Annotated in this window: 13 protein-coding genes; 12 read left to right on the top strand and 1 reads right to left on the bottom strand. The window is 65.6% G+C overall.

The window, feature by feature from the left end; genetic code table 11:
* Nucleotides 1-85 precede the first annotated feature (85 nt).
* Nucleotides 86-1,075, top strand: a complete 990-nt coding sequence (locus tag R2B67_RS11550) for a 4-hydroxy-3-methylbut-2-enyl diphosphate reductase (protein ID WP_199784453.1) — start codon at nt 86-88, stop codon at nt 1,073-1,075.
* A 57-nt stretch (nt 1,076-1,132) separates the two neighbouring features.
* Nucleotides 1,133-1,870: a polyphosphate--glucose phosphotransferase gene (ppgK, locus tag R2B67_RS11545; protein WP_030561297.1), complete on the top strand. Its 738-nt coding sequence runs from the start codon at nt 1,133-1,135 to the stop codon at nt 1,868-1,870.
* 15 nt (nt 1,871-1,885) lie between these two features.
* Here ppgK and R2B67_RS11540 read toward each other — a convergent pair whose 3' ends face one another.
* On the bottom strand, nt 1,886-2,488 hold the full coding sequence (locus tag R2B67_RS11540; RefSeq protein WP_381075305.1) for a DUF6542 domain-containing protein: 603 nt from the start codon (nt 2,486-2,488) through the stop codon (nt 1,886-1,888).
* 353 nt (nt 2,489-2,841) lie between these two features.
* Between R2B67_RS11540 and ychF the strand changes: the two genes are divergently transcribed.
* From ychF to R2B67_RS11490, 10 genes are all read left to right on the top strand, one after another.
* On the top strand, nt 2,842-3,930 hold the full coding sequence (ychF, locus tag R2B67_RS11535) for a redox-regulated ATPase YchF (protein WP_237327711.1): 1,089 nt from the start codon (nt 2,842-2,844) through the stop codon (nt 3,928-3,930).
* 621 nt (nt 3,931-4,551) lie between these two features.
* Nucleotides 4,552-8,235 carry a DEAD/DEAH box helicase family protein gene (locus R2B67_RS11530; protein WP_317817671.1) on the top strand — a complete coding sequence of 1,228 codons (3,684 nt, stop codon included), beginning with the start codon at nt 4,552-4,554 and terminating at the stop codon, nt 8,233-8,235.
* Nucleotides 8,232-9,785: a restriction endonuclease subunit S gene (locus R2B67_RS11525; RefSeq protein WP_317817670.1), complete on the top strand. Its 1,554-nt coding sequence runs from the start codon at nt 8,232-8,234 to the stop codon at nt 9,783-9,785. The genes R2B67_RS11530 and R2B67_RS11525 overlap by 4 nt, the downstream gene beginning before the upstream one ends.
* A gap of 5 nt (nt 9,786-9,790) precedes the next feature.
* Complete coding sequence (locus R2B67_RS11520) at nt 9,791-11,422, top strand: class I SAM-dependent DNA methyltransferase (RefSeq protein ID WP_317824827.1); 1,632 nt, start codon at nt 9,791-9,793, stop codon at nt 11,420-11,422.
* 131 nt (nt 11,423-11,553) lie between these two features.
* On the top strand, nt 11,554-13,065 hold the full coding sequence (locus R2B67_RS11515) for an HsdM family class I SAM-dependent methyltransferase (RefSeq protein ID WP_317817669.1): 1,512 nt from the start codon (nt 11,554-11,556) through the stop codon (nt 13,063-13,065).
* A 58-nt stretch (nt 13,066-13,123) separates the two neighbouring features.
* On the top strand, nt 13,124-15,274 hold the full coding sequence (locus tag R2B67_RS11510) for an AIPR family protein (protein ID WP_317817667.1): 2,151 nt from the start codon (nt 13,124-13,126) through the stop codon (nt 15,272-15,274).
* A gap of 627 nt (nt 15,275-15,901) precedes the next feature.
* Nucleotides 15,902-16,183, top strand: coding sequence for a type II toxin-antitoxin system Phd/YefM family antitoxin (locus tag R2B67_RS11505; RefSeq protein WP_317817666.1), 282 nt, complete (start codon nt 15,902-15,904; stop codon nt 16,181-16,183).
* Nucleotides 16,180-16,434 carry a Txe/YoeB family addiction module toxin gene (locus tag R2B67_RS11500; RefSeq protein ID WP_317817664.1) on the top strand — a complete coding sequence of 85 codons (255 nt, stop codon included), beginning with the start codon at nt 16,180-16,182 and terminating at the stop codon, nt 16,432-16,434. Before R2B67_RS11505 ends, R2B67_RS11500 begins: the two co-directional genes overlap by 4 nt.
* A 1,199-nt stretch (nt 16,435-17,633) precedes the next feature.
* The gene (locus R2B67_RS11495; protein ID WP_030561289.1) at nt 17,634-19,202 is read left to right on the top strand and encodes a CDP-glycerol glycerophosphotransferase family protein; all 1,569 of its coding nucleotides are present in this window, start codon (nt 17,634-17,636) and stop codon (nt 19,200-19,202) included.
* Nucleotides 19,203-19,206: 4 nt separating this feature from the next.
* Entirely contained in the window at nt 19,207-19,923 is a 717-nt protein-coding gene (locus tag R2B67_RS11490) for an IspD/TarI family cytidylyltransferase (protein WP_161268341.1), read from the top strand.
* The last annotated feature ends 1 nt before the right edge of the window (nt 19,924 follow it).

The following is a 19,924-nucleotide window of genomic DNA, read 5'->3' as shown; positions in this document are numbered from 1 at the left end:
CCCTCCACAGTCACCGGCCACCGACCCGCGTCTGGATCAGTCTCCCGACCCGGCCGTCGTGGCGCCTGTTCGGTACGGCCTTACGATGGGACGCATGACTGCAACGCCTGCCCGCCGTGTCCTGCTCGCCGCACCCCGTGGCTACTGCGCGGGCGTGGACCGCGCCGTGATCGCCGTCGAGAAGGCCCTGGAGCAGTACGGGGCCCCGATCTACGTCCGCCACGAGATCGTGCACAACAAGTACGTCGTGCAGACCCTGGAGAAGAAGGGTGCGATCTTCGTGGACGTCACCGCGGAGGTGCCCGAGGGCTCCATCGTGATGTTCTCCGCGCACGGAGTCGCGCCCACCGTCCACGCGGAGGCCGCCGAGCGCAAGCTCGCGACCATCGACGCGACCTGCCCGCTGGTCACCAAGGTCCACAAGGAAGCCGTCCGGTACGCCAAGGAGGACTACGACATCCTCCTGATCGGCCACGAGGGCCACGAGGAGGTCATCGGCACCTCCGGCGAGGCCCCCGACCACATCCAGCTGGTCGACGGCCCCGAGGACGTCGCGAACATCGAGGTCCGCGACGAGTCGAAGGTCGTCTGGCTCTCCCAGACCACCCTCTCCGTCGACGAGACGATGGAGACGGTGGGCGCGCTCAAGTCGAAGTTCCCCAACCTCCTCTCGCCGCCCAGCGACGACATCTGCTACGCCACGCAGAACCGCCAGATCGCGGTGAAGAAGCTGGCCGAGGACGCCGAGCTGGTCATCGTGGTCGGCTCCAAGAACTCCTCGAACTCCATCCGCATGGTCGAGGTCGCCCTCGACGCCGGAGCCGACGCCGCGTACCTGGTCGACTTCGCGAGCGAGATCGACGAGGCGTGGCTGGAAGGCGTGTCCACGGTCGGCCTGACCTCCGGCGCCTCGGTCCCCGACGTCCTGGTCGACGGGGTGCTGGAGTGGCTCGCCGAGCGCGGTTACGAGGACGTGGAGACGGTCAAGACGGCCGACGAGTCGATCACCTTCTCCCTCCCCAAGGAGCTCCGCCGGGACCTGCGCGCCGAGGCGGCCGCCCTTTCCGCGGAGTAGGCCCCGAGTAGGCCGAGTAGCAGGGCACGGGGCCCGGCCTGCCCGTACGGTGTTTCCATGGAGATCTTCGGCGTGGACATCGGCGGTTCAGGGATCAAGGGCGCTCCCGTGGACCTGGACCGAGGGGACCTGGCGCAGGAGCGCCACAAAGTGCTGACACCGCATCCGGCCACGCCCGACCGCGTGGCCGACTGCGTGGCCGAGGTCGTCGGCCACTTCGACTGGCAGGGCCCCATCGGGATCACGTTCCCGGGCGTCGTCACGGACGGCGTCACGCGCACGGCGGCCAATGTCGACAAGGGCTGGATCGACACGGACGCCCGCGCCCTGCTGGGCGAGCGGGTCGGCCAGCCGGTGACGATCCTGAACGACGCGGACGCGGCCGGGGTCGCGGAGATGACGTTCGGCGCGGGCCGGGGCCGTAAGGGCACGGTCATCATGCTGACCCTGGGTACGGGCATCGGCAGCGCGCTCTTCGTCGACGGCCGCCTCGTCCCCAACACCGAGCTCGGCCACCTGGAGCTGCACGGCCACGACGCGGAGAAGCGCGCCTCCACGAAGGCCAAGGAGGACGAGGACCTCAGCTGGCAGCACTGGGCGCACCGGGTGCAGAAGTACCTGCTGCACGTGGAGATGCTGTTCTCGCCCGAGCTGTTCATCATCGGCGGCGGGGTGAGCCGCAAGGCGGAGAAGTTCCTGCCGCTGATCGAGAAGGTGCGCGCGGAGATGGTCCCGGCGGAGCTGCAGAACAACGCGGGGATCGTCGGCGCGGCGATGGCGGCGGCGGGAAAGTAGCGGACGAGCCGGGGGCTACCGGCTGGCGCGGGGCCGCTCGGCCCGGCCGGCCGGAGCGCCGGCCCCGGCGACCTTCTTCTTCGGCTCCCGGGGAGCAGGCCGCGGGGCCTTCTCCGCCCCTCCCGTACGCTCCTGGGCCAGCAGATACCGCTGCCGGGCCCGCATGTGCAGAACCTTGCGTACGGAGGCGATGAGACCGGCGACCAGCGTTCCGCCGTACAGCCACCCGGCGTGCACGGCGAGCGCGGTGACCAGGGCCATGACCTGGCCGCCGAATCCTTCCGACCCCCCGGAGATCGGGAAGACCCCGACGGCGAAGGCGATGGGCACACTGATCGGCGCGGTGACGAGGTCGGCGGGCCGGACCCAGAGCGCGGTGAGCGCGCTGACCGGCAGGAACAGCAGCCCGTAGACGAGTTCGGAGCTGTCGAACAGCAGCCGGTCCAGACAGGCGAGCACGAACATGGTCAGCGCGGCGAACAGCCCGGCCCCGATCCCGGTGAGCCGGGGGTTGGGGAACCGCCGCAGGGCGAGCAGCACGGGCGGCACGGCACGCACCCGCCCGCCGCTGCCCCCCGCCCGGTAGACGGTGGCGGACTCGCCGAAGGCACCCTGCACGGGCGGGACGGGAGGGGCGGACGCGGCCTGCGGGGCCGGCCTGCGCTGCGGGGGACGTGTCCTGTGCTGCTCCACGGGGACAACGTAGGTCGCGGGGCGGGAGGAATCAGGCGTTGGACACGCGCTTTGGCCGACCTTGGCGTTGCGTTCGATGGAGTCCGGCCGAAACGAACCTGTTCGGCGGTGTACATACGGCTCGATACACGGCTGCCGTACGGCCTGCGGCGGACCCGTGCGGGCCCGCGCGCCCCCGCCCGTAAACTGGAGAATCGGTCCACTCCGTGACCCGGCCCGAACAGCTGAGCCGGCCCCGGACGCCCCTGACCCCCTCCTCACTCCAGGAAGTCGCCAAAGTGTCGCTCACGATCGGAATCGTCGGTCTGCCGAATGTCGGCAAGTCGACCCTGTTCAACGCCCTGACCAAGAACGACGTGCTGGCGGCCAACTACCCGTTCGCCACGATCGAGCCGAACGTCGGCGTGGTCGGCGTCCCGGACCCGCGTCTGGACAAGCTCGCGGAGATCTTCAACTCCCAGAAGCTCCTGCCGGCCACGGTGGACTTCGTCGACATCGCCGGCATCGTCCGGGGCGCGTCGGAGGGTGAGGGCCTGGGCAACAAGTTCCTCGCGAACATCCGGGAGTCCGACGCGATCTGCCAGGTCATCCGCGCCTTCAAGGACGAGAACGTCGTCCACGTCGACGGCAAGGTCTCGCCCAAGGACGACATCGAGACGATCAACACCGAGCTGATCCTCGCCGACCTCCAGTCCGTCGAGAAGGCCGTCCCGCGCCTGACGAAGGAGTCCCGCCTCCAGAAGGACAAGATCGCGGTGCTCGCCGCGGTCGAGGACGCGCAGAAGATCCTGGAGTCCGGCCAGACCCTCTTCTCGGCCGGGATCACGGCCGCCACGGAGAAGGGCAAGCTCCTCCACGAGCTGCACCTCCTGACGGTCAAGCCCTTCCTCTACGTCTTCAACGTCGACGAGGACGAACTGGTCGACGAGGACTTCAAGAACGAGCAGCGCGCCTTGGTCGCCCCCGCCGAGGCGATCTTCCTCAACGCCAAGATCGAGTCCGAGCTCATCGAGCTCGACGACGACGAGGCCCTGGAGCTCCTCCAGTCCATGGGCCAGGAGGAGCCCGGCCTCGCCACCCTCGGCCGCGTCGGCTTCGACACCCTGGGCCTCCAGACCTACCTCACGGCCGGCCCGAAGGAAGCCCGCGCCTGGACGATCAAGAAGGGCGCCACGGCCCCCGAGGCGGCCGGTGTGATCCACACCGACTTCCAGAAGGGCTTCATCAAGGCGGAGATCATCTCCTTCGACGACCTGGTCGAGACCGGCTCGGTCGCCGAGGCCCGCGCCAAGGGCAAGGCGCGCATGGAGGGCAAGGAGTACGTGATGCAGGACGGGGACGTCGTGGAATTCCGCTTCAACGTCTGAACTCCATCACGTCGGTGATGTGGTGGAGTTCAGTTCAAAGGTACAAGTGGCTGACGGGGCTGGGACGAGTGTTTCTTAGCCCCGTCAGTCTGTCTTTCAACCCACCCTCAGGGGTGCCTGGCAGCAGCTCGGGGCCCGAGCAGCGTATGGAGTGGACCAGACACTCGGGGCCTGACCGACAGCGTCGCTCACTGAGGACAAGGCGTTGTAGGTCCGCATGAACGGCGGGGGCATCCGCCGCGCTGTCGTCGGCCGTGGCGTCGTGGGGATAGTGCGGGCACCGCCTGTGAAGTGGTCACGCAGTTGGCCATAGGTTCGACTTTTGGACAGCGGCGACACACCGCAGCTCGTCGCATGTGCGGCTGAACTGCGGATTTGTTCGACGGCGCGAGTCGAAGAGTGCAGTGTCAGTGACGGAGATGTGTGGCTCGACCGCCTGGCGTTACGACGGGCATGCGTAGGTGTCAGTCCTCGATGTACCCACGTCCGTCTCCAGACGCCGGAAAGTCCGCGCTTCGGTACACGCAAAAGCCGATCCAACTTCGAACATCCCAAAGTAGGGTCGTACGGCGATCAAGTCGCGCGACGCGGCTCACCCGCCCCAGAAAGTGGTGACACAGTATGAGTGCGGTCGGCTCGCCCGGCACCCAGGACGCCAAACTGGCCAGGCTGGCCCGGCAGTCGCGGAACTTCGGCTTTCTGCTGCCGCACACTCCCCTGCTCGTGGCCTACGGGGCAGCAGCCGAGAGTTATGTCTTCAGCGACCCCAATACTTCCTTGATCAAGTCGAGGCAGTTCGGTGAGACGCTCGCGGCGGCCCTGGTCCGCAGGGCTCGGATCAGGAACGCGGGCACCACACAGTTCGAGCGGCTGAAGGCCCTCGACACGGAGGGGTACCTGCACGGAAATGTCGGTGCCGCCTTCCACGAGGTCCGTGCCCTCGGTAACGATGCCAACCACGGTGACCACGACAACTCCGACGACGCATTCCGGGCCCTGCGATCCTGCTTCAGGCTCGGAGTCTGGTACCACCGCCTGCTGACCGGCTCGCGCGAGCAGATCGCATTCGTACCCCCGGACCCGGCCCGTACGCCGGCCGCACGCAACCAACGTCTGCGCGGTGAGGTGGCCCAGGCCCGCAAGGCCCTCGAAGAAGCCCGACTCACTTACCATGACCAGGCGTCCAAGGCGGAGGCCGAGCAGGCGGCTCGGGCCGCCGCCGAACGTGAACTCTCCGCGGCTCGCGCCGAGCAAGAGGGTCTCGCCCGTTCGATCGCTGCGCTCCAGGAGCAGCTGAAGCAGGTCGAAGCGGCCCAGGAGGCCGACTACGCACGGCAGCGCCGGGCCGAGGCCACCGACAGCTCGGTGGCCTCCGCCGCCGTCGCGGAGCGCGCCCGCCTCCTCGACAACGCCGAAGCGGCCGCCCGTGAGCCCCTCACCGAGGTGCAGGTTCGCGCCAGCCTCGACCAGATGCTCACCGAGGCTGGCTGGCAGGTCCAGGACATCGCGGAGCAGAACCTCTGGCACCAGGGCGACCACCGGGGCAACGGCGTCGCCGTCCGCGAGACAACGACAGCACGCGGCCGGGCCGACTACGCTCTGTACGTGGACCGCAAGCTGGTCGGTGTCATCGAGGCCAAGCGCGAAGGGGCAGACCTGTCCGCTGCCGAGGCTCAGGCCGACCGGTACGCCGACCACCCTACCGACGCCCAGCAGCGCATGCTCGCTTGGAGACGAGAAGAACCCCTGCCGTTCCGTTATGTGAGCGACGGCGGCGAGACCCGTTTCCGCAGCACCCTCGACCCCGACTCCCGTACCCGCCGGATCTTCTCCTTCCACCAGCCGCGCACTCTGGCCCGCTGGATCCGCCAGGCCGACGAAGACCCACAGGCGCCGAGCTACCGCGCCCGACTCCGCTGGCGCATGCCCGAACTGGACGAGCGCCCACTGCGCCCCGCGCAGATCTCCGCTGTCCGCGGAGTGGAGGACTCCGTAGCCCTCGGCAGGGGCCAGCAGGGTATGGGCCAGTCCCGCTCTCTGGTACAGATGGCCACCGGCGCTGGCAAGACCTTCACCGCGGTGACCTTCGCGTACCGGATGTTGAAGCATGCGCGCGCCGAGCGAATCCTCTTCCTGGTCGACCGCAACAACCTGGGCGACCAGGCAGTCGCCGAATTCGAGAACTTCGTCACCCCCGACGGTGCGCGCAAGTTCGCCGACCTCTACTACGTCCAGCGACTTGGCGCCGAAGGCATGAAACCCTCCTCCAAGGTGGTCGTGTCCACGGTCCAACGCCTGTATATGGAACTCACCGGCGAACGCCCTACGGGCGCCCTCGGGGAAGACGCGGAGGGAGAACAGCCCTACGACATTCCCGGCTCGGTCGAGGTCGGCTACAACCCGGACATCCCGCCGGAGTCCTTCGACCTGATCGTGGTGGACGAGTGCCACCGCTCCATCTACGGCAAGTGGCGCTCGGTACTGGAATACTTCGACGCCCCTATCGTGGGCCTCACCGCCACTCCGGTCGCTCAAACCTTCGGCTACTTCAACGGCAACCTGGTCAGCGAGTACACCTACCAGGAGGCCGTCGCCGACGGTGTCAACGTCGACTTCTCTGTGTACGAGATCGGTACCCGGATAACGGCCGAGGGCGGTGTCATCGCCCAGGGCACCATCCCGGTCCGCGACCGCCGCACCCGACGCCAGCGCTACGAGGACCTCGACGAGGACGTCGAGTACGGCGCGAACCAAGTCGGTGTGGGGGTCATCAGCAAGGACCAGCTGCGCACCGTGATCCGCACCTTCCGAGAGCGGCTCTTCACCGAGATCTTCCCCGAGCGCGGCAAGCGTGACGGTTCCAACGGTGAGCTGCTGTGGGACGAGATGTACGTCCCCAAGACCCTGATCTTTGCGAAGAACGACAACCATGCCGAAGAGATCGTCGAAGTCGTCCGTGATGTCTTCGGCAAGGGCAACGACTTCTGTGCCAAGATCACGCACGCGGCGAAAAAGGCTGATGAGCGCCTCGCGGACTTCCGTAACCTGCCTCAGCTGCGGATCGCCGTCACCGTCGACATGATCGCCACCGGTACCGACGTCAAACCCTTGGAATGCCTGCTCTTCCTTCGTGACGTGAAGAGTTGGGCCTATTTCGAGCAGATGAAGGGCCGTGGCGCCCGCACTCTCTCCCTCACAGAGTTCGAGAAGGTGACGCCCGGCGTCGGCCCCAAGACCCGCTTCGTCATCGTCGACGCGGTGGGCGTCACCCAGAAGAAGAAGGTCGACGCGGCCCCTCTGGAGCGTCACACCGAGAAGCAGGTCAGTTTGGAGAAGCTGCTGCGGAAGGCTGGGTCCGGCACCATCGAGGAGGAAGAGGTTTCCACCCTCGCCGCTCGTCTTGCCAAACTGGACATTCAGATGACGCCTGAGGAGCGCGGCGAGATCGAGCAGCTCACCGGCGGCCGCCCACTCAAGGAGATCATTCACGGCATGGTCCGCGCGGTCTCGGCCGACGACCAGCAGAAAGTGCGGGACGCTGCCCACCTCACTGGCCGCGACCCCGAGCGGGAGGTGCGGGCGCTCATCGACCACGCCGTCCAGCCCCTCGCCGCCGCCCCGAAGCTGCGTGCCAGGCTGCTGGAGATGCGTCGTGCCAAGGACATCCTCTACGACGAGACCAGCCGAGACGAGCTGGTTACAGCAGGTGCCGTGGTGGAGGACGAGGCGGCTGCTCGCGACGTCGTCACCAGTTGGCGGCAGTACATTGACGACAACCGTGACGAAATCGCCATCCTCGCCGTCGCCTTTAACGCCGGCTCCGACACCCCACCGGCTGATGCCCTGCGACGCTTGCAAAACGTGGCCCGTGCCATCGCCCGTCCCCCACGCGCCTGGACCCCGGACCGCCTGTGGACCGCCTACGAGCAGGTCGGCGAAGCCGCCCTACGCGGTGCTCAGACGCGCCGGACTGCGGCCGACCTCCTCGCCCTGCTCCGCTACGAACTCGCCGGCGGGGCCGAACGCGGCGCCCCCCAGCCGATCCCGCACGAGGAGCGCGTCCGCGAACGCTACGCGGCCTGGCTCACCCGCCAGCATCAGACAGGCGCCCATTTCAGCGACCGTCAGCGCTGGTGGCTCGACCACATCGCAGCCGCCACGATCGAACGTGTACGCTTCGACACCGCCGACCTCGACTATGCCCCGTTTGCCGCCCGTAACGGCACGGACGGCTTCCTCGCCGAATTCGGCGAACGACAGGCCGAGTACATCATCGACGAACTCGACAGGGAGCTGAGCGCGTGACGGGGACCGCCGCGAACGTCGCGGAAATCAGGGAAGCCGAGGGCACGGTGTCCGGTGGCGGGAATTCTGGGATCGTGGGCGGCAAAGGCGAGTCGGACCTGCCTGAAGGTTGGGCTCGCGCGACGCTTGGCGAGCTTGGTGTCGAGGTGCAGCCAGGATTTGCCAGCGGTAAACACAATCGCGATGGCAATGGTGTCCTGCACCTACGTCCGATGAACATCACACGTCGCGGTGTCATCGATATCTCTGACGCACGTTTCATTGAGGACGAGTCGGAGCGCCGAGTGCAGCATGGAGACATTCTCTTCAACAACACCAACAGCCCGGCACTGGTAGGAAAGACAGCCTGGGTCAACTCGGACGAGCCCTTGGCTTACTCCAACCACATGACACGCCTTCGCCCCCCAGAAGGAGTCGATAGCCAATTTTTGGCGATTCAGCTTCACGCATTGTGGTCGAACGGCTACTTCAAGGCCGTCTTGAACAACCATGTAAACCAGGCAAGCGTGCCACGGAAAGCACTACTTGAAACAACAATTGCAATCCCCCCTCTTCCTGAACAGCACCGCATTGTCGCAAAGCTGAACGAGCAGCTGGCCCACGTCGAATCTGGCGTGGCTTCGCTTGAAGCGGCAGTGACACTCCGGCGATCCCTGCGGGACAGCCTTCTGGATCGATACGTCCTAGGACGAGGCGAAGGGCCCGCCCCGGAGAGCCTGCAATCTATCACTCAGCACAAGAGTGCAAAGTTCAATTACCGACTGCTTCCCCCCTTGCCCCGTGGCTGGTACTGGCGCATTGCCAAGGAAATCTGCCCCCTGATCACATCAGGGGCTACACCTGAGGCATCGCTCATGCACAGCGGATCCGGCGAGATCCCATTCTTGAAGGTTTACAACATCAACAAGCAGGGAGAGGTTGACTTCTCAATTCGCCCCACTTTCGTGGACCGTGCAGTCCACGAGGGCAAGTTGAAGAAGTCGCGGATCCTTCCTGGCGATGTCCTGACTAACATCGTGGGCCCCCCTCTCGGCAAGAGCGCAGTGGTACCCGACACCCATGAAGAATGGAACATCAATCAAGCGATTGTCGCGTTTCGTGCCGGCGGGGAAATCTTGCCGGATTGGCTTCGGTTCGTCTTGCTATCCCCTTACGTCATCAATCTTCTCGTAGCAACAGCTAGAGCAACCGCTGGGCAGTTTAATATCGCACTTTCAACGTGTCGAGAGCTCCCGATCCCAGTTCCGCCGATGCCCGTACAGGAAAGGTTGTGCGGGTACCTCCGAAGTGAACTTTCGCGGCTGGACCTACTGAATCGCGAGGTGGATGTGATTGCATCCATGCCAGATGGCCTCCGCGCTGCCCTCCTCCATGCCGCCTTCACCGGCACCCTTGTCCCCCAGGACCCTACCGACGAGCCCGCCTCCGCACTGCTCGACCGCATCCGCGCTCAGCGCTCCGCTGCCGCCAGCGCGAAGAGCACGCGACGCCGCACCCCGCGCACCAGCAAGTCGGCCGGCGACCCCGGTCAAGGAGAACTGCCCCTGTGAGCACAATGAGCACCGACAAGCCCGCCACCGCCCTGGAGCAGGACTCGCCCCAGGAAACTGTTCTCCTTGGGCGTCAGACCACGCCCAAGGCCACCGCGGCCGAGTCGACCAGCACCCTCGTCAACCGACTCTGGTCGTACTGCGAGCTCCTGCGCCACTCCGGGGTCTCCACTCTCGACTACGTCGAGCAGCTCACGTACCTCCTCTTCCTGAAGATGGCGGACGAGCGGGCCAAACGCCCGGCCAAGTTCCGCCGCAACCTGCCGGAGGAGCCTCTCGTTCCTCCGGGCCGGGACTGGGCGAGCCTGACCACCCGCTCTGGTGACGCGTTGCTCGACCACTACGAGTTCATTCTCAAGGACCTCGGTTCGCGCGGCGGCACCATGCTCGGTGAGGTCTTCGCCAAGTCGAGCAACAAGATCCACGAACCTGCCGTCCTGGAGCGGCTGATCAAGGACCTGATCAACCCGTACCGCTGGACCACCGAGGACCAGGACCTCAAGGGCGACGCGTACGAGGGCCTGCTGCAGCGCGGCGCCGAGGACCGCAAGACCGGCGCCGGCCAGTACTTCACTCCCCGCCCTGTCATCGACGCCATGGTCGACTGTGTCCGGCCCCAGGTCGGCGAGACCATCACCGACCCGGCCTGCGGAACCGGCGGCTTCCTGATCGCCGCCCACGCCCACCTCAATCGGCACTACCAGGAACAGCTCTACGGTGATGAGGGCCGCAAGCTGCAAACCGGCGCGATCACCGGCTACGAGCTGGTCCGGGAGACTGCCCGTCTGGCGCTGATGAACATGCTGCTGCACAACATCGGCACATCCGAGGCCAAGCCACTGATCTCCGTGCAGGACTCTCTGGCGAAGTCTCCCCCGCGGTTCTACGACATCGTTTTCGCCAACCCGCCCTTTGGCGTTGGCTCGGTGACGGGCGAGGCGTACACCGCCCGCAAGGACTTCTGGACCCAGACCACCAACAAACAGCTCAACTTCGTCCAACACATCTACAACTTGCTGAGGACCAACGGCCGGGCAGCCGTCGTCCTCCCCGACAACGTGCTCTTCGAGTCAGGTGCTGGCGAGACGATCCGCCGCAACCTGCTGAACCTGTGTGATGTGCACACGCTGCTGCGCCTGCCCACCGGCATCTTCTACGCCAACGGTGTCAAGGCCAACGTCCTGTTCTTCGACAAGACCGGCCAGCGCACCGGAGGCCGCCCCGGCACCAGGCAGCTGTGGGTCTACGACTTCCGCACCGACCAGCGGTTCACCCTCAAGCAGCGGCAGCTGCGCCGCGAGCACCTGGACGACTTCGTCGCCGCCTTCCACTCGGGCGGCACCGATTTCTCCGCTCGCAAGCCCACTGATCGCTTCCAGGCTTACGATTACGAAGAACTGATCACTCGTGACAAGGTGAATCTCGATCTGACCGTCCTCCGATCGGGAACGGACTCCACACAGACGGCCCTCGCGTCGCCTGACGTGATCGCCCAGGAAATCGTGGACGAATTGGAGTCCGCTTTGGCCGATTTCACCCTCGTTGCCCGGGCCCTGAAGAAGGAGGAGGCTGCGGAGACAGGCACGACCAGCACCACCGACGACAGCGATGAAGCAGGGGAAGCCCGCGCGAGGTAGGCCCGTCCTTCCGCCACCCGAGTCCGGGCCGGGAGGCAACCGGCGGTGGACCGAACTCGGGTGACAGCGAAGGGAAGCAGAACGGGATGACTCCGGGGCGGGGCAGTACTGGGCCGGAAAACACGAGTGGGATGTCGGGGATTCCGCCGCAGAGTGGGCAGCTTGAGAGGCACTGGACCGCCGAATCGATCGTCCGCCGCTGGTGGGCGTTCTACAACGACAAGACCAGCACGCGGGCCCTGACTAAGATCGAGTTCGCTGAGCACATCGCCTACTTGCTCTTCCTCAAGCTCGACCACGAACGCGCAAACCGGCCCGGCAAGTTCGCCTCCCGCCCGGTCGCGCCGTCGATCGACACCTGGCCGCACCTGGTCGAACGCGGCGGCGAAGACCTCCACAGCTATCTGGCCCGCACCATGCGCACGCTCGGCACGCCAACCCCGGACAACCAGCGTCGCACCACCGCCAGTGTTCTCTTCCATGACGCACAGCCGTGGAACATCGACCGGATGAGCGAGCTGCGGCAGCTCATCACCGAGGAGATCAACCCGTACCGTTGGGCCCAGGTCCCCGACGGCGAGCTCGGACGGGCCTTCGCTCAACTTCTCTCCGACTGCTACGACGACATGCTCAAGAAGCGCGAGACCGGGCAGTTCCTGACCCCGCCGCCGCTCCTCGCCGTGGTCGCCAAGGCCCTCGCTCTCACCCCGGACGACCGAATCATCGACCCGGCCTGCGGCATTGGCAGCACGCTGATCGCCGCCCATCGGGAAATGGACAGCCACGGCACCAAGGTGGACGACTCCGCCATCGCGGGAGCCGACATCGATCCCCAGATGTGCCGTCTCGCCACCATGAATGTGCTCCTCAACACCCGCCGGCTGTTCGCGGGGATTCCCCCGATACAGCGGTCGGACTCCCTTTCCCGCAGGGCAAAGGCCATTCAGCGGCAGGACCGGGATGTCGCGGCGACCGTGGCTCTGTGCAACCCGCCCTTCAAGAGCACCGACGCGGCCGTTGACACCACCCACCGCGACGACTTCTGGGCGCCCAAGGCGGACCTGCCCACCAACTTCCTCCAGCACATCGCCATTACCTTGCCGCAAGGTGCGCGAGCCGCCGTCTTCGCCCCCGACAGCGTGCTATTCGGTAAGGGCGCCGCGGCCACCGTACGCCGCAATCTGCTCCTCAACTGCGACGTGCACACTCTGCTGCGTCTGCCCACCGGCATCTTCCGGGGCACCAACTCCAAGGCGAACATCCTCTTTTTCACCAAGTCCGCCCCTCGCCCCAGCGGCGAGCCCGCCACGCGTGCCCTGTGGGTCTACGACGCCCGCACCGGCAACCACCGCACGGACACCGGCAACCCGCTCACCGAGGACGACCTGTCCGACTTCCTCGCCGCCTACCGCCCGGACGACCCCGACCACAGCAGCCGTACCCCGTCACGCCAGTTCAAGCCCTACCCCGTAGCCGATCTTCTGGCCCGCCCTAGCACCAGCCTGGAGCTTTGGGCCGACCTCACCGAAGACCAGCAGGACCTCGGTTCCCCACGCGACATCGCGGCCTCCATCGTCGCCGAACTGAACAGCGCGAGCAGCAGCTTCCAGGCCGTCGTGGACTCACTCGCCCCCGGCCAGTGACGCGCACCCTCCGAGTTTCCCACGCCCCACACTCTTGACAGCCCCGCACGGGAGAACGATGAGCACCCCTCCGCGCCGCCCCGACGTTCCCACCCAGGTTCGCCAAGTCGCCAACTTCCTCGATGCGACGTACGGCGGCCTCATCGACATGAGCGACTTCGGCAACCGGAGGCCGGACGACCTCGTCATCGCGAGGCGGTCCCGTGCCCTTGCCGCGCATGCCGTGCGCATGGTGACCAACTGGACGCCCGCCGAGGCAGCGGCCTGCGTCATCGACGGCGGCAACGACCAGGGAATCGACGCGATCGCCGTTGACCAGGACGCCGCGCAGATCTACCTCGTCCAGTCCAAATGGAGCGAGACCGGCACTGCCAAAGCCGATGAAACCGCAGTCCTCAAACTGTTCTCGGGACTCACCCTGATTGACGCGGGGGAATCCCGCCAGTTCAATCCGCGCGGCCGTGTCCTGGCCGAGCAGGCCAAGTCGCTGCTGGGCTCGGACCTGACCAAAGTGACCCAGGTGATCGTCCTCATGGGCACGAAGGAACTCGCCCCAGGGGTACGCCAGGCCATCGAGAATGGGGAGAAGGACTTCAACCATTACGGAACTCACATCTTTCACCGTGTGATCCACTCGCCGGAGATCTACGCGCGAGCCCGTGACGATCAGAGACCCGAGCCGATCACCCTCGAAGTGACGATGTCTCCATGGTTCGCATGCTCGCCCTCCGACCAACAGGCATACCAAGGCGTGGTGCAGGCCGAGCAGATCGTGGAATGGGCGGAGTACGGCAACCGACTCTTCGACCACAACATTCGCAACCCGCTTGGGCTGACACCCATCAACAGCGAGTTGGTGGAGACGCTCACCGAAGAGCCCGCCAACTTCTGGTACTTCAATAACGGCATCACCATTCTGTGTGACTCCCTGGAGATCGAGAAGGGATCCAAGAAGCAGCCGGAACGTCTCCCGCTCCGCCTCACCGCGCACGGTGCGAGCGTGGTGAACGGGGCGCAGACCGTACGGGCCGTCATCGACGCGGCGAAAGAGGACGAGCAGGCGGAGTCGGCCGAGGTCGGGGTCCGCATCATCGTCACCGGCGGGGCCACCGACTTCGCCCAGCGCACCACCCAGGCCACCAACCGGCAGAACCACATCACCGACCGCGACCGCATCGCCCTGGACCCCGTGCAGGCCGTCCTGATCGAGGAGTTCCGGGCCGAACTGGACCTGGTGTACAGCGTCCGTCGAGGCGAACTGGAGCCCCAGGGGGACGAGGGTTGCTCCGTCGTCGAGGCCGCGTGTGCGCTGGCCTGTGCACACTTCGCCAGCCGCTTCACGGCCCGGCTGGTGTCGGCCGACTCCACCGACGTGATATGGCAGCGAGGCAGCGGATCCATCTACGACCCGCTGTTCCGTTCCGTACCTGGAGTCTTCGAGGTCTGGAACGCCGTACGCGTCCTCCGTGAGACCCGTAAAGCCCTACGTACCGTGCGCGACGGGTACGAGAAGCGGGGAGCCGCCGTCATCGACGACGGAGCTTTCCTCCTCACCCACCTCGTCTTCCGCCAACTGCTCGCAGAAGACGCGGGCATGGGCGAGCCGGACCCTGCAGACCCCACCGCCACCTGGTTCGTCAAGGCAAGCAATCGGATCCCCGAACTGTTGGAGCTCACCGTACCCGTGATGCTCGGCGTACTGGACTCCCGGCACGGAACCCGCTCGGACCTCAAGCGAGTGTGCATCGACGACGCGGAGTGCGCAGCGCTCGTGACCGATGTCATGGACGTGCTGTCCGCAGGAGGCCAGACACAGGACGTGTCCCCGTACCTCCGCAAGGAAGAACGGCCCCGCAAGCCGCGCCGCCCCAACTCGGTCCACGTTATCGTCAACCAAGGGGCACTCCCGGAAGGCGCACCCCTTCGCCTAAACCTCTACGTACCAGCCGAGAAAGAAGCACTGGACACTTGGCTCGCAGCAGATGAGAGCCGCTCGCGTGCCTCGTGGACAGGGGAGACCGGCAAGGCCCTTATCTGGGAGTATGACCGCCACCGCTACTCGCCCAGCGGCCTGGTTTCCCGCATGTGGGAACTGGCTGACTGGGAGGGACGACCGGTTTCCAACCAGGGCACCGCCCGCTGGATGACCCAGGATGGCGAAACCCTTGCCGAACTCGCCGAACGCCTCCTGACAAACCTTGAGGTTTAGGGGCTGGTTGGCGCCAACTAGCGCCGGATTCCTGAGCTGACCTCGGTTTCGTAGAGTTTGATGTGCCCCGACTCCATCGGAGCCGGGGCACATCAGTTGCTAGACGGTGCGGATGACAGGAGCGGGTTTGATGTCCTGGGCGTCGATGAGGGGGCGGATGTCGTCCGGATCTGAGGTCCAGATGATGGCGCCGAGGCTGGCTGCCATGGTCACGACGGTGGCGTCGACGATATCGGAGGTGCCAGCCTTGCCGCAGAAGATGCCTGCGGCTTTGGCGGTTTCGATGCCGACGGGTACGACGTGGCACCCGGCGAGGAACTACGGGCATCTGCTTCCCGGCGCGTGGGAGCGCTGCCGGGAAGTCTTGCCGCGCTCCATGCGGCCAACGCCCGTGCTGGGATGGTGCTGGGACGACTCCTGCAGAACCCGCGTTTTCGCAGGTGGGAGCTCTGTACTACAGGGTCCGCTTCAACGTGTAGCGGGTGGCGTGACGCCGCGGCGCCGATCTGGCGACGTGCCCAGGTCGAAAGGGGCCCATTCCGCCGGGAATGGGCCCCTGGCCTTTCCCTCCTCGACCGCACAGAAAATGGTACGTTATCTGGTACCACATGATGGAAGGGGCAGGTCATGTCCATAACGGCGAGTGAAGCCCGCAAGGAACTGTTTCCGCTGATCAAGAAGGTCAACGAGAATCACGAGGCCATCGAGATCGTCTCGAAGCACGGCAACGCTGTGCTGGTCGCGGCCGAGGACTACGCGGCGCTGCGCGAGGGCTCGTACCTCCTGCGCTCGCCGGCGAACGCCCGGCGGTTGCTGAAGGCGTACGAGAACGCCTTGTCCCACCTCAACCTGTCGGAGCGCGAGCTGATCGATCCGGACGCGGCGGACGCCGGTGCGGGTGCTGCGTGAGGCTTGTCTTCGAGGACCAGGGCTGGGAGGACTACACGTCCTGGCTCAAGAACGACCGCAAGGTGCTCGCTCGGATCAACAAGCTCATCGAGGACGCCAGACGTGATCCCTTCTCAGGAATCGGCAAGCCTGAGCCGCTGAAGTACCACTTGCCGGGGGCTTGGTCGCGACGGATCGATGACGAGCACCGCCTTGTCTACCTGGTTACGGACAAGGAGATCATCATCCTCGCCGCCCGCTACCACTACTGATCGACGAGTGTTCGGTGGGTGCTGGGATGATCCGCTCGACGTGGCGAACACGCAGGTGAAAAGGGGCCGGACTTTTGAGAGTCCGGCCCCTTCGTTCATCCCGTACCGGATTCCTGGCCCGGCGTGTGACGTGGGGTCATGCTGCTTTCTCGTCGTTCTCGTCGTTCTCGTCGCGTGGGCGGGATGCGGCACCGGCGTGGGCTTTGCCTTCTCGATCTCGTTCTCGTGGCGGGCCAGCCACCACACCACCACACCACCGCGCCGCCCGCGCTCTTGAGTACGTCGTCACCGAGGTAGCGTCGCTTGTTGCGCTCGTGCTGTCGCTTGTACTCCCAGAGCTCCTCATCCTTGCGAAGGTCGTTCAACTTCCGCAGGCGCTCGCGGTCGGCGGGCGCGAGGGTCAGCGTCACATCGGCCGCCGGAGCCTCCACCCGTCCGCTCCAGTCCGAAAGCGGGGCGCCCATTTCCCCTCCAGGAGATACCGCGCGAAGCCGGCCCGGCCGGGCTCCTCGGGACGGATCACCTCCAGGGCCCGGCTGACGACCGAGGACACGGCGAGGGCGGCATGTAAGGCAGGTGCTGATATTGCGCTACATTTCGGTCACGCAGATACCTAGGGGCAGCTTCACCGAATGTGTGAACTCCGCCACACCGGCGAACTCTTGACTGTCCGGCAACGGCACTTCGGTGCGGCCGCGCCCAGCAATGTTTTGCGTGTCGGCGTCGTTACTTTCTGCCACCACCTACCTGGTGTGGTCCTCGCCATTCATCGCGCCTCGTCCTGAAGTGGGAAAAGCCCGGATGTCACATGTGCGTAACCGAGGTGTGAACTCGCCGGCGACGTCGTTCAAGCAGGTCGGGGGCGGAGATGAGAGGGTTCTGCGGGGGTCCCGACGGGTGCGCTCGACCGCAGTCCTGGGGGGCTCCGGCTCCCGTCCTTGGTTTGGGGTGCGTGGGACCCCGTACGCTATGCTCCGATAACCGTCTCACCTGGCGCTGGCAGGCTTCGTAGCCGTCGCGCACGCCTCGGAACGAAGGCACGACGGATCACGAATGGAAGGACGACGATGGCGCGTTGCTCAATTGCGGCCATATCCTGGGAGCGCGTGCATCTCACTCTCAATGTGGCGGTCTCCGACTTCACTGGAGATCCTAGTGCTCTGCGCTTCCTGATAGTTGACAACGGGCGAGAATTCCCGGTGAACTCTCAGCAAATCGACGCCGAACACCACCGCTTGGACATCAACGTCACCAACTTCCGGGACCGGCGCCAGGTGCCCAACGGTACGTGGCGGATCGTCCCGGTGATCGATGACGAGCGACTGCCTGAGGCGACCTTCGACCTCAAGACCGCGGACCGGCTCGACTCCGACTCCCGTACCTTCCTGTACGACCAGAACCGGTCCGTGTACGTGATCGCGTTCGGGATCTCGGACGACGAGGACCACCCCGCGTTCCTCATGCGGACGTACCAGCTGTTCCGCGGTGCCGGGGCGAAGAAGCCGGCGAAGAAGAAGCCGCTCGGCAAGCGAATATCGCTGAAGGTGTTCCCGCGGGCCCGGCGCCGGAAGATGGCCAACAAGTTCTACCGGACGGCCCGTCGGCTGAACCCGCCGAAGGGGAACCGGATCCTGTTCGCCTCGGAGATGCGCACCGGTCTCGGTGGCAACCTGGCGCGGGTCCACGACCGGATGATCGAGCGCGGTCTCGACAAGAAGCACACGTTCAACTATTCGTTCCGTGTGCCGGCGACGGCGAACAAGTGGAGCACGCTCCGCCTGATCTACCGGCTGGCGACGTCGGACACCGTCCTGATGGACGACTACTTCGGTCTCCTCGCGAACCTCAACATCTCGCCGGACACCAAGATCATTCAGCTCTGGCACGCCGGCAGTGGCTTCAAGGCCGTCGGTTACAGCCGGTTCGGCAAGTACGGTTCGCCGAAGCTTTCCAACGCCCACCGCAAGTACACCTACGTCATCACCGGGTCCAAGCACCTGGTGCCGGTGTACGCCGAGGCGTTCGGTATCGAGGAGTCGGCGGTCGTCCCGACGGGTCTGCCCCGTATCGACACCTTCCTGAACGAGGACCACTCGCGGAAGGTCAAGGACGACTTCTTCGCCTCCTACCCGCACCTCAAGGGCAAGAAGATCGTGCTGTTCGCGCCGACCTTCCGCGGGAAGAGCATCGGGGACGCGCACTACGACTACGACCGCATCGACTTCGAGAAGCTCCACGAGGTCTGCGGCGACAAGTACGTCGTCCTCTTCCGGATGCACCACTTCATCTCGGAGGAGCCGCCGATCCCGGCCGAGTACGCGGACCGGCTGATCAACTTCGCGGAGTTCCCGGACACGAACGACCTGCTGCACGTCACCGACGTGCTCGTCACGGACTACTCGTCGGTGATCTACGAGTACACGCTGCTCGACAAGCCGATCCTGTTCTACGCGTACGACAAGGACACGTATTCCGTGGTCCGCGGATTCCACCGCGACTACGACGCCGTTGCCCCCGGCAAGGTGTGCGTGACCTTCGATGAACTGCTCAAGTCCCTGCAGGACGAGGACTTCGACCTTTCCAAGGTCGAGGAATTCCGGCGGGACAACTTCGACTACGTCGACACGAATTCGGCGGACCGCGTGATCGACTGGCTGGTCGTCGGAGATCACGGCAACGAGACCGGCGGATTCCAGCCGTGGCTCGCACCCGTCCCGGACGATACCGCGGTGGGAGACCAGCCGCTCAGTGACCAGTCGGAGGAGTAAAAACATGAACGTCGCCCTGCTTTTCGCCGGAGGCATCGGCTCCCGGATGAACAGCCGTGCCCTTCCCAAGCAGTTCCTGGAAGTCCACGGCAAGCCCGTCATCATTCACACCCTTCAGCACTTCGAGGCGCACCCCGAGATAGACGCGATAGCCATCGCGATCCTCCCGGAGTACCGCGAGCACATGATGAAGCTGCTGACGCGCTACGAGATCCAGAAGGTCAAGTGGGTCATCGACGGCGGCAAGACCGGTCAGGAGTCGCGCCACAACGCGCTGCGGACCGTCGCCGCCGAGTGTCCCGAGGACACCGTCGTGCTCGTCCACGACGGCGTGCGGCCGCTGATCGACGCCAAGCTGATCAGCTCCAACATCTCGACGGTTCTGGAGCACGGCTCGGCCATCACCTGCACCAAGTTCAACGAGACCGTGGTGTCGAGTGAGCACGACCACATCGACGACGTGATCCCGCGCGACCACATCTACGCCGCCCAGGCCCCGCAGAGCTTCCGGCTCGGCGAGATCCTCTCGCTGTACGACCGGGCGGTCGAGGAGGGCGAGCACGACAGCATCGACTCGTGCTCCCTGATGCACCGCTACGGCCGCAAGATCTACCGCGTCGTCGGCCCCCGCTCGAACATCAAGATCACGACGGCCGAGGACTTCTACCTCTGCCGGACGTATTTCGAGATCCTCGAGAACCAGCAGATCGTAGGGCTGTGAG

Origin of the sequence: Streptomyces cyaneofuscatus (assembly GCF_033109485.1) — a bacterium.
In the GTDB taxonomy this organism is placed as follows: Bacteria; Actinomycetota; Actinomycetes; order Streptomycetales; family Streptomycetaceae; genus Streptomyces; species Streptomyces cyaneofuscatus.
This window is presented reverse-complemented; position numbering and strand designations above follow the sequence as displayed.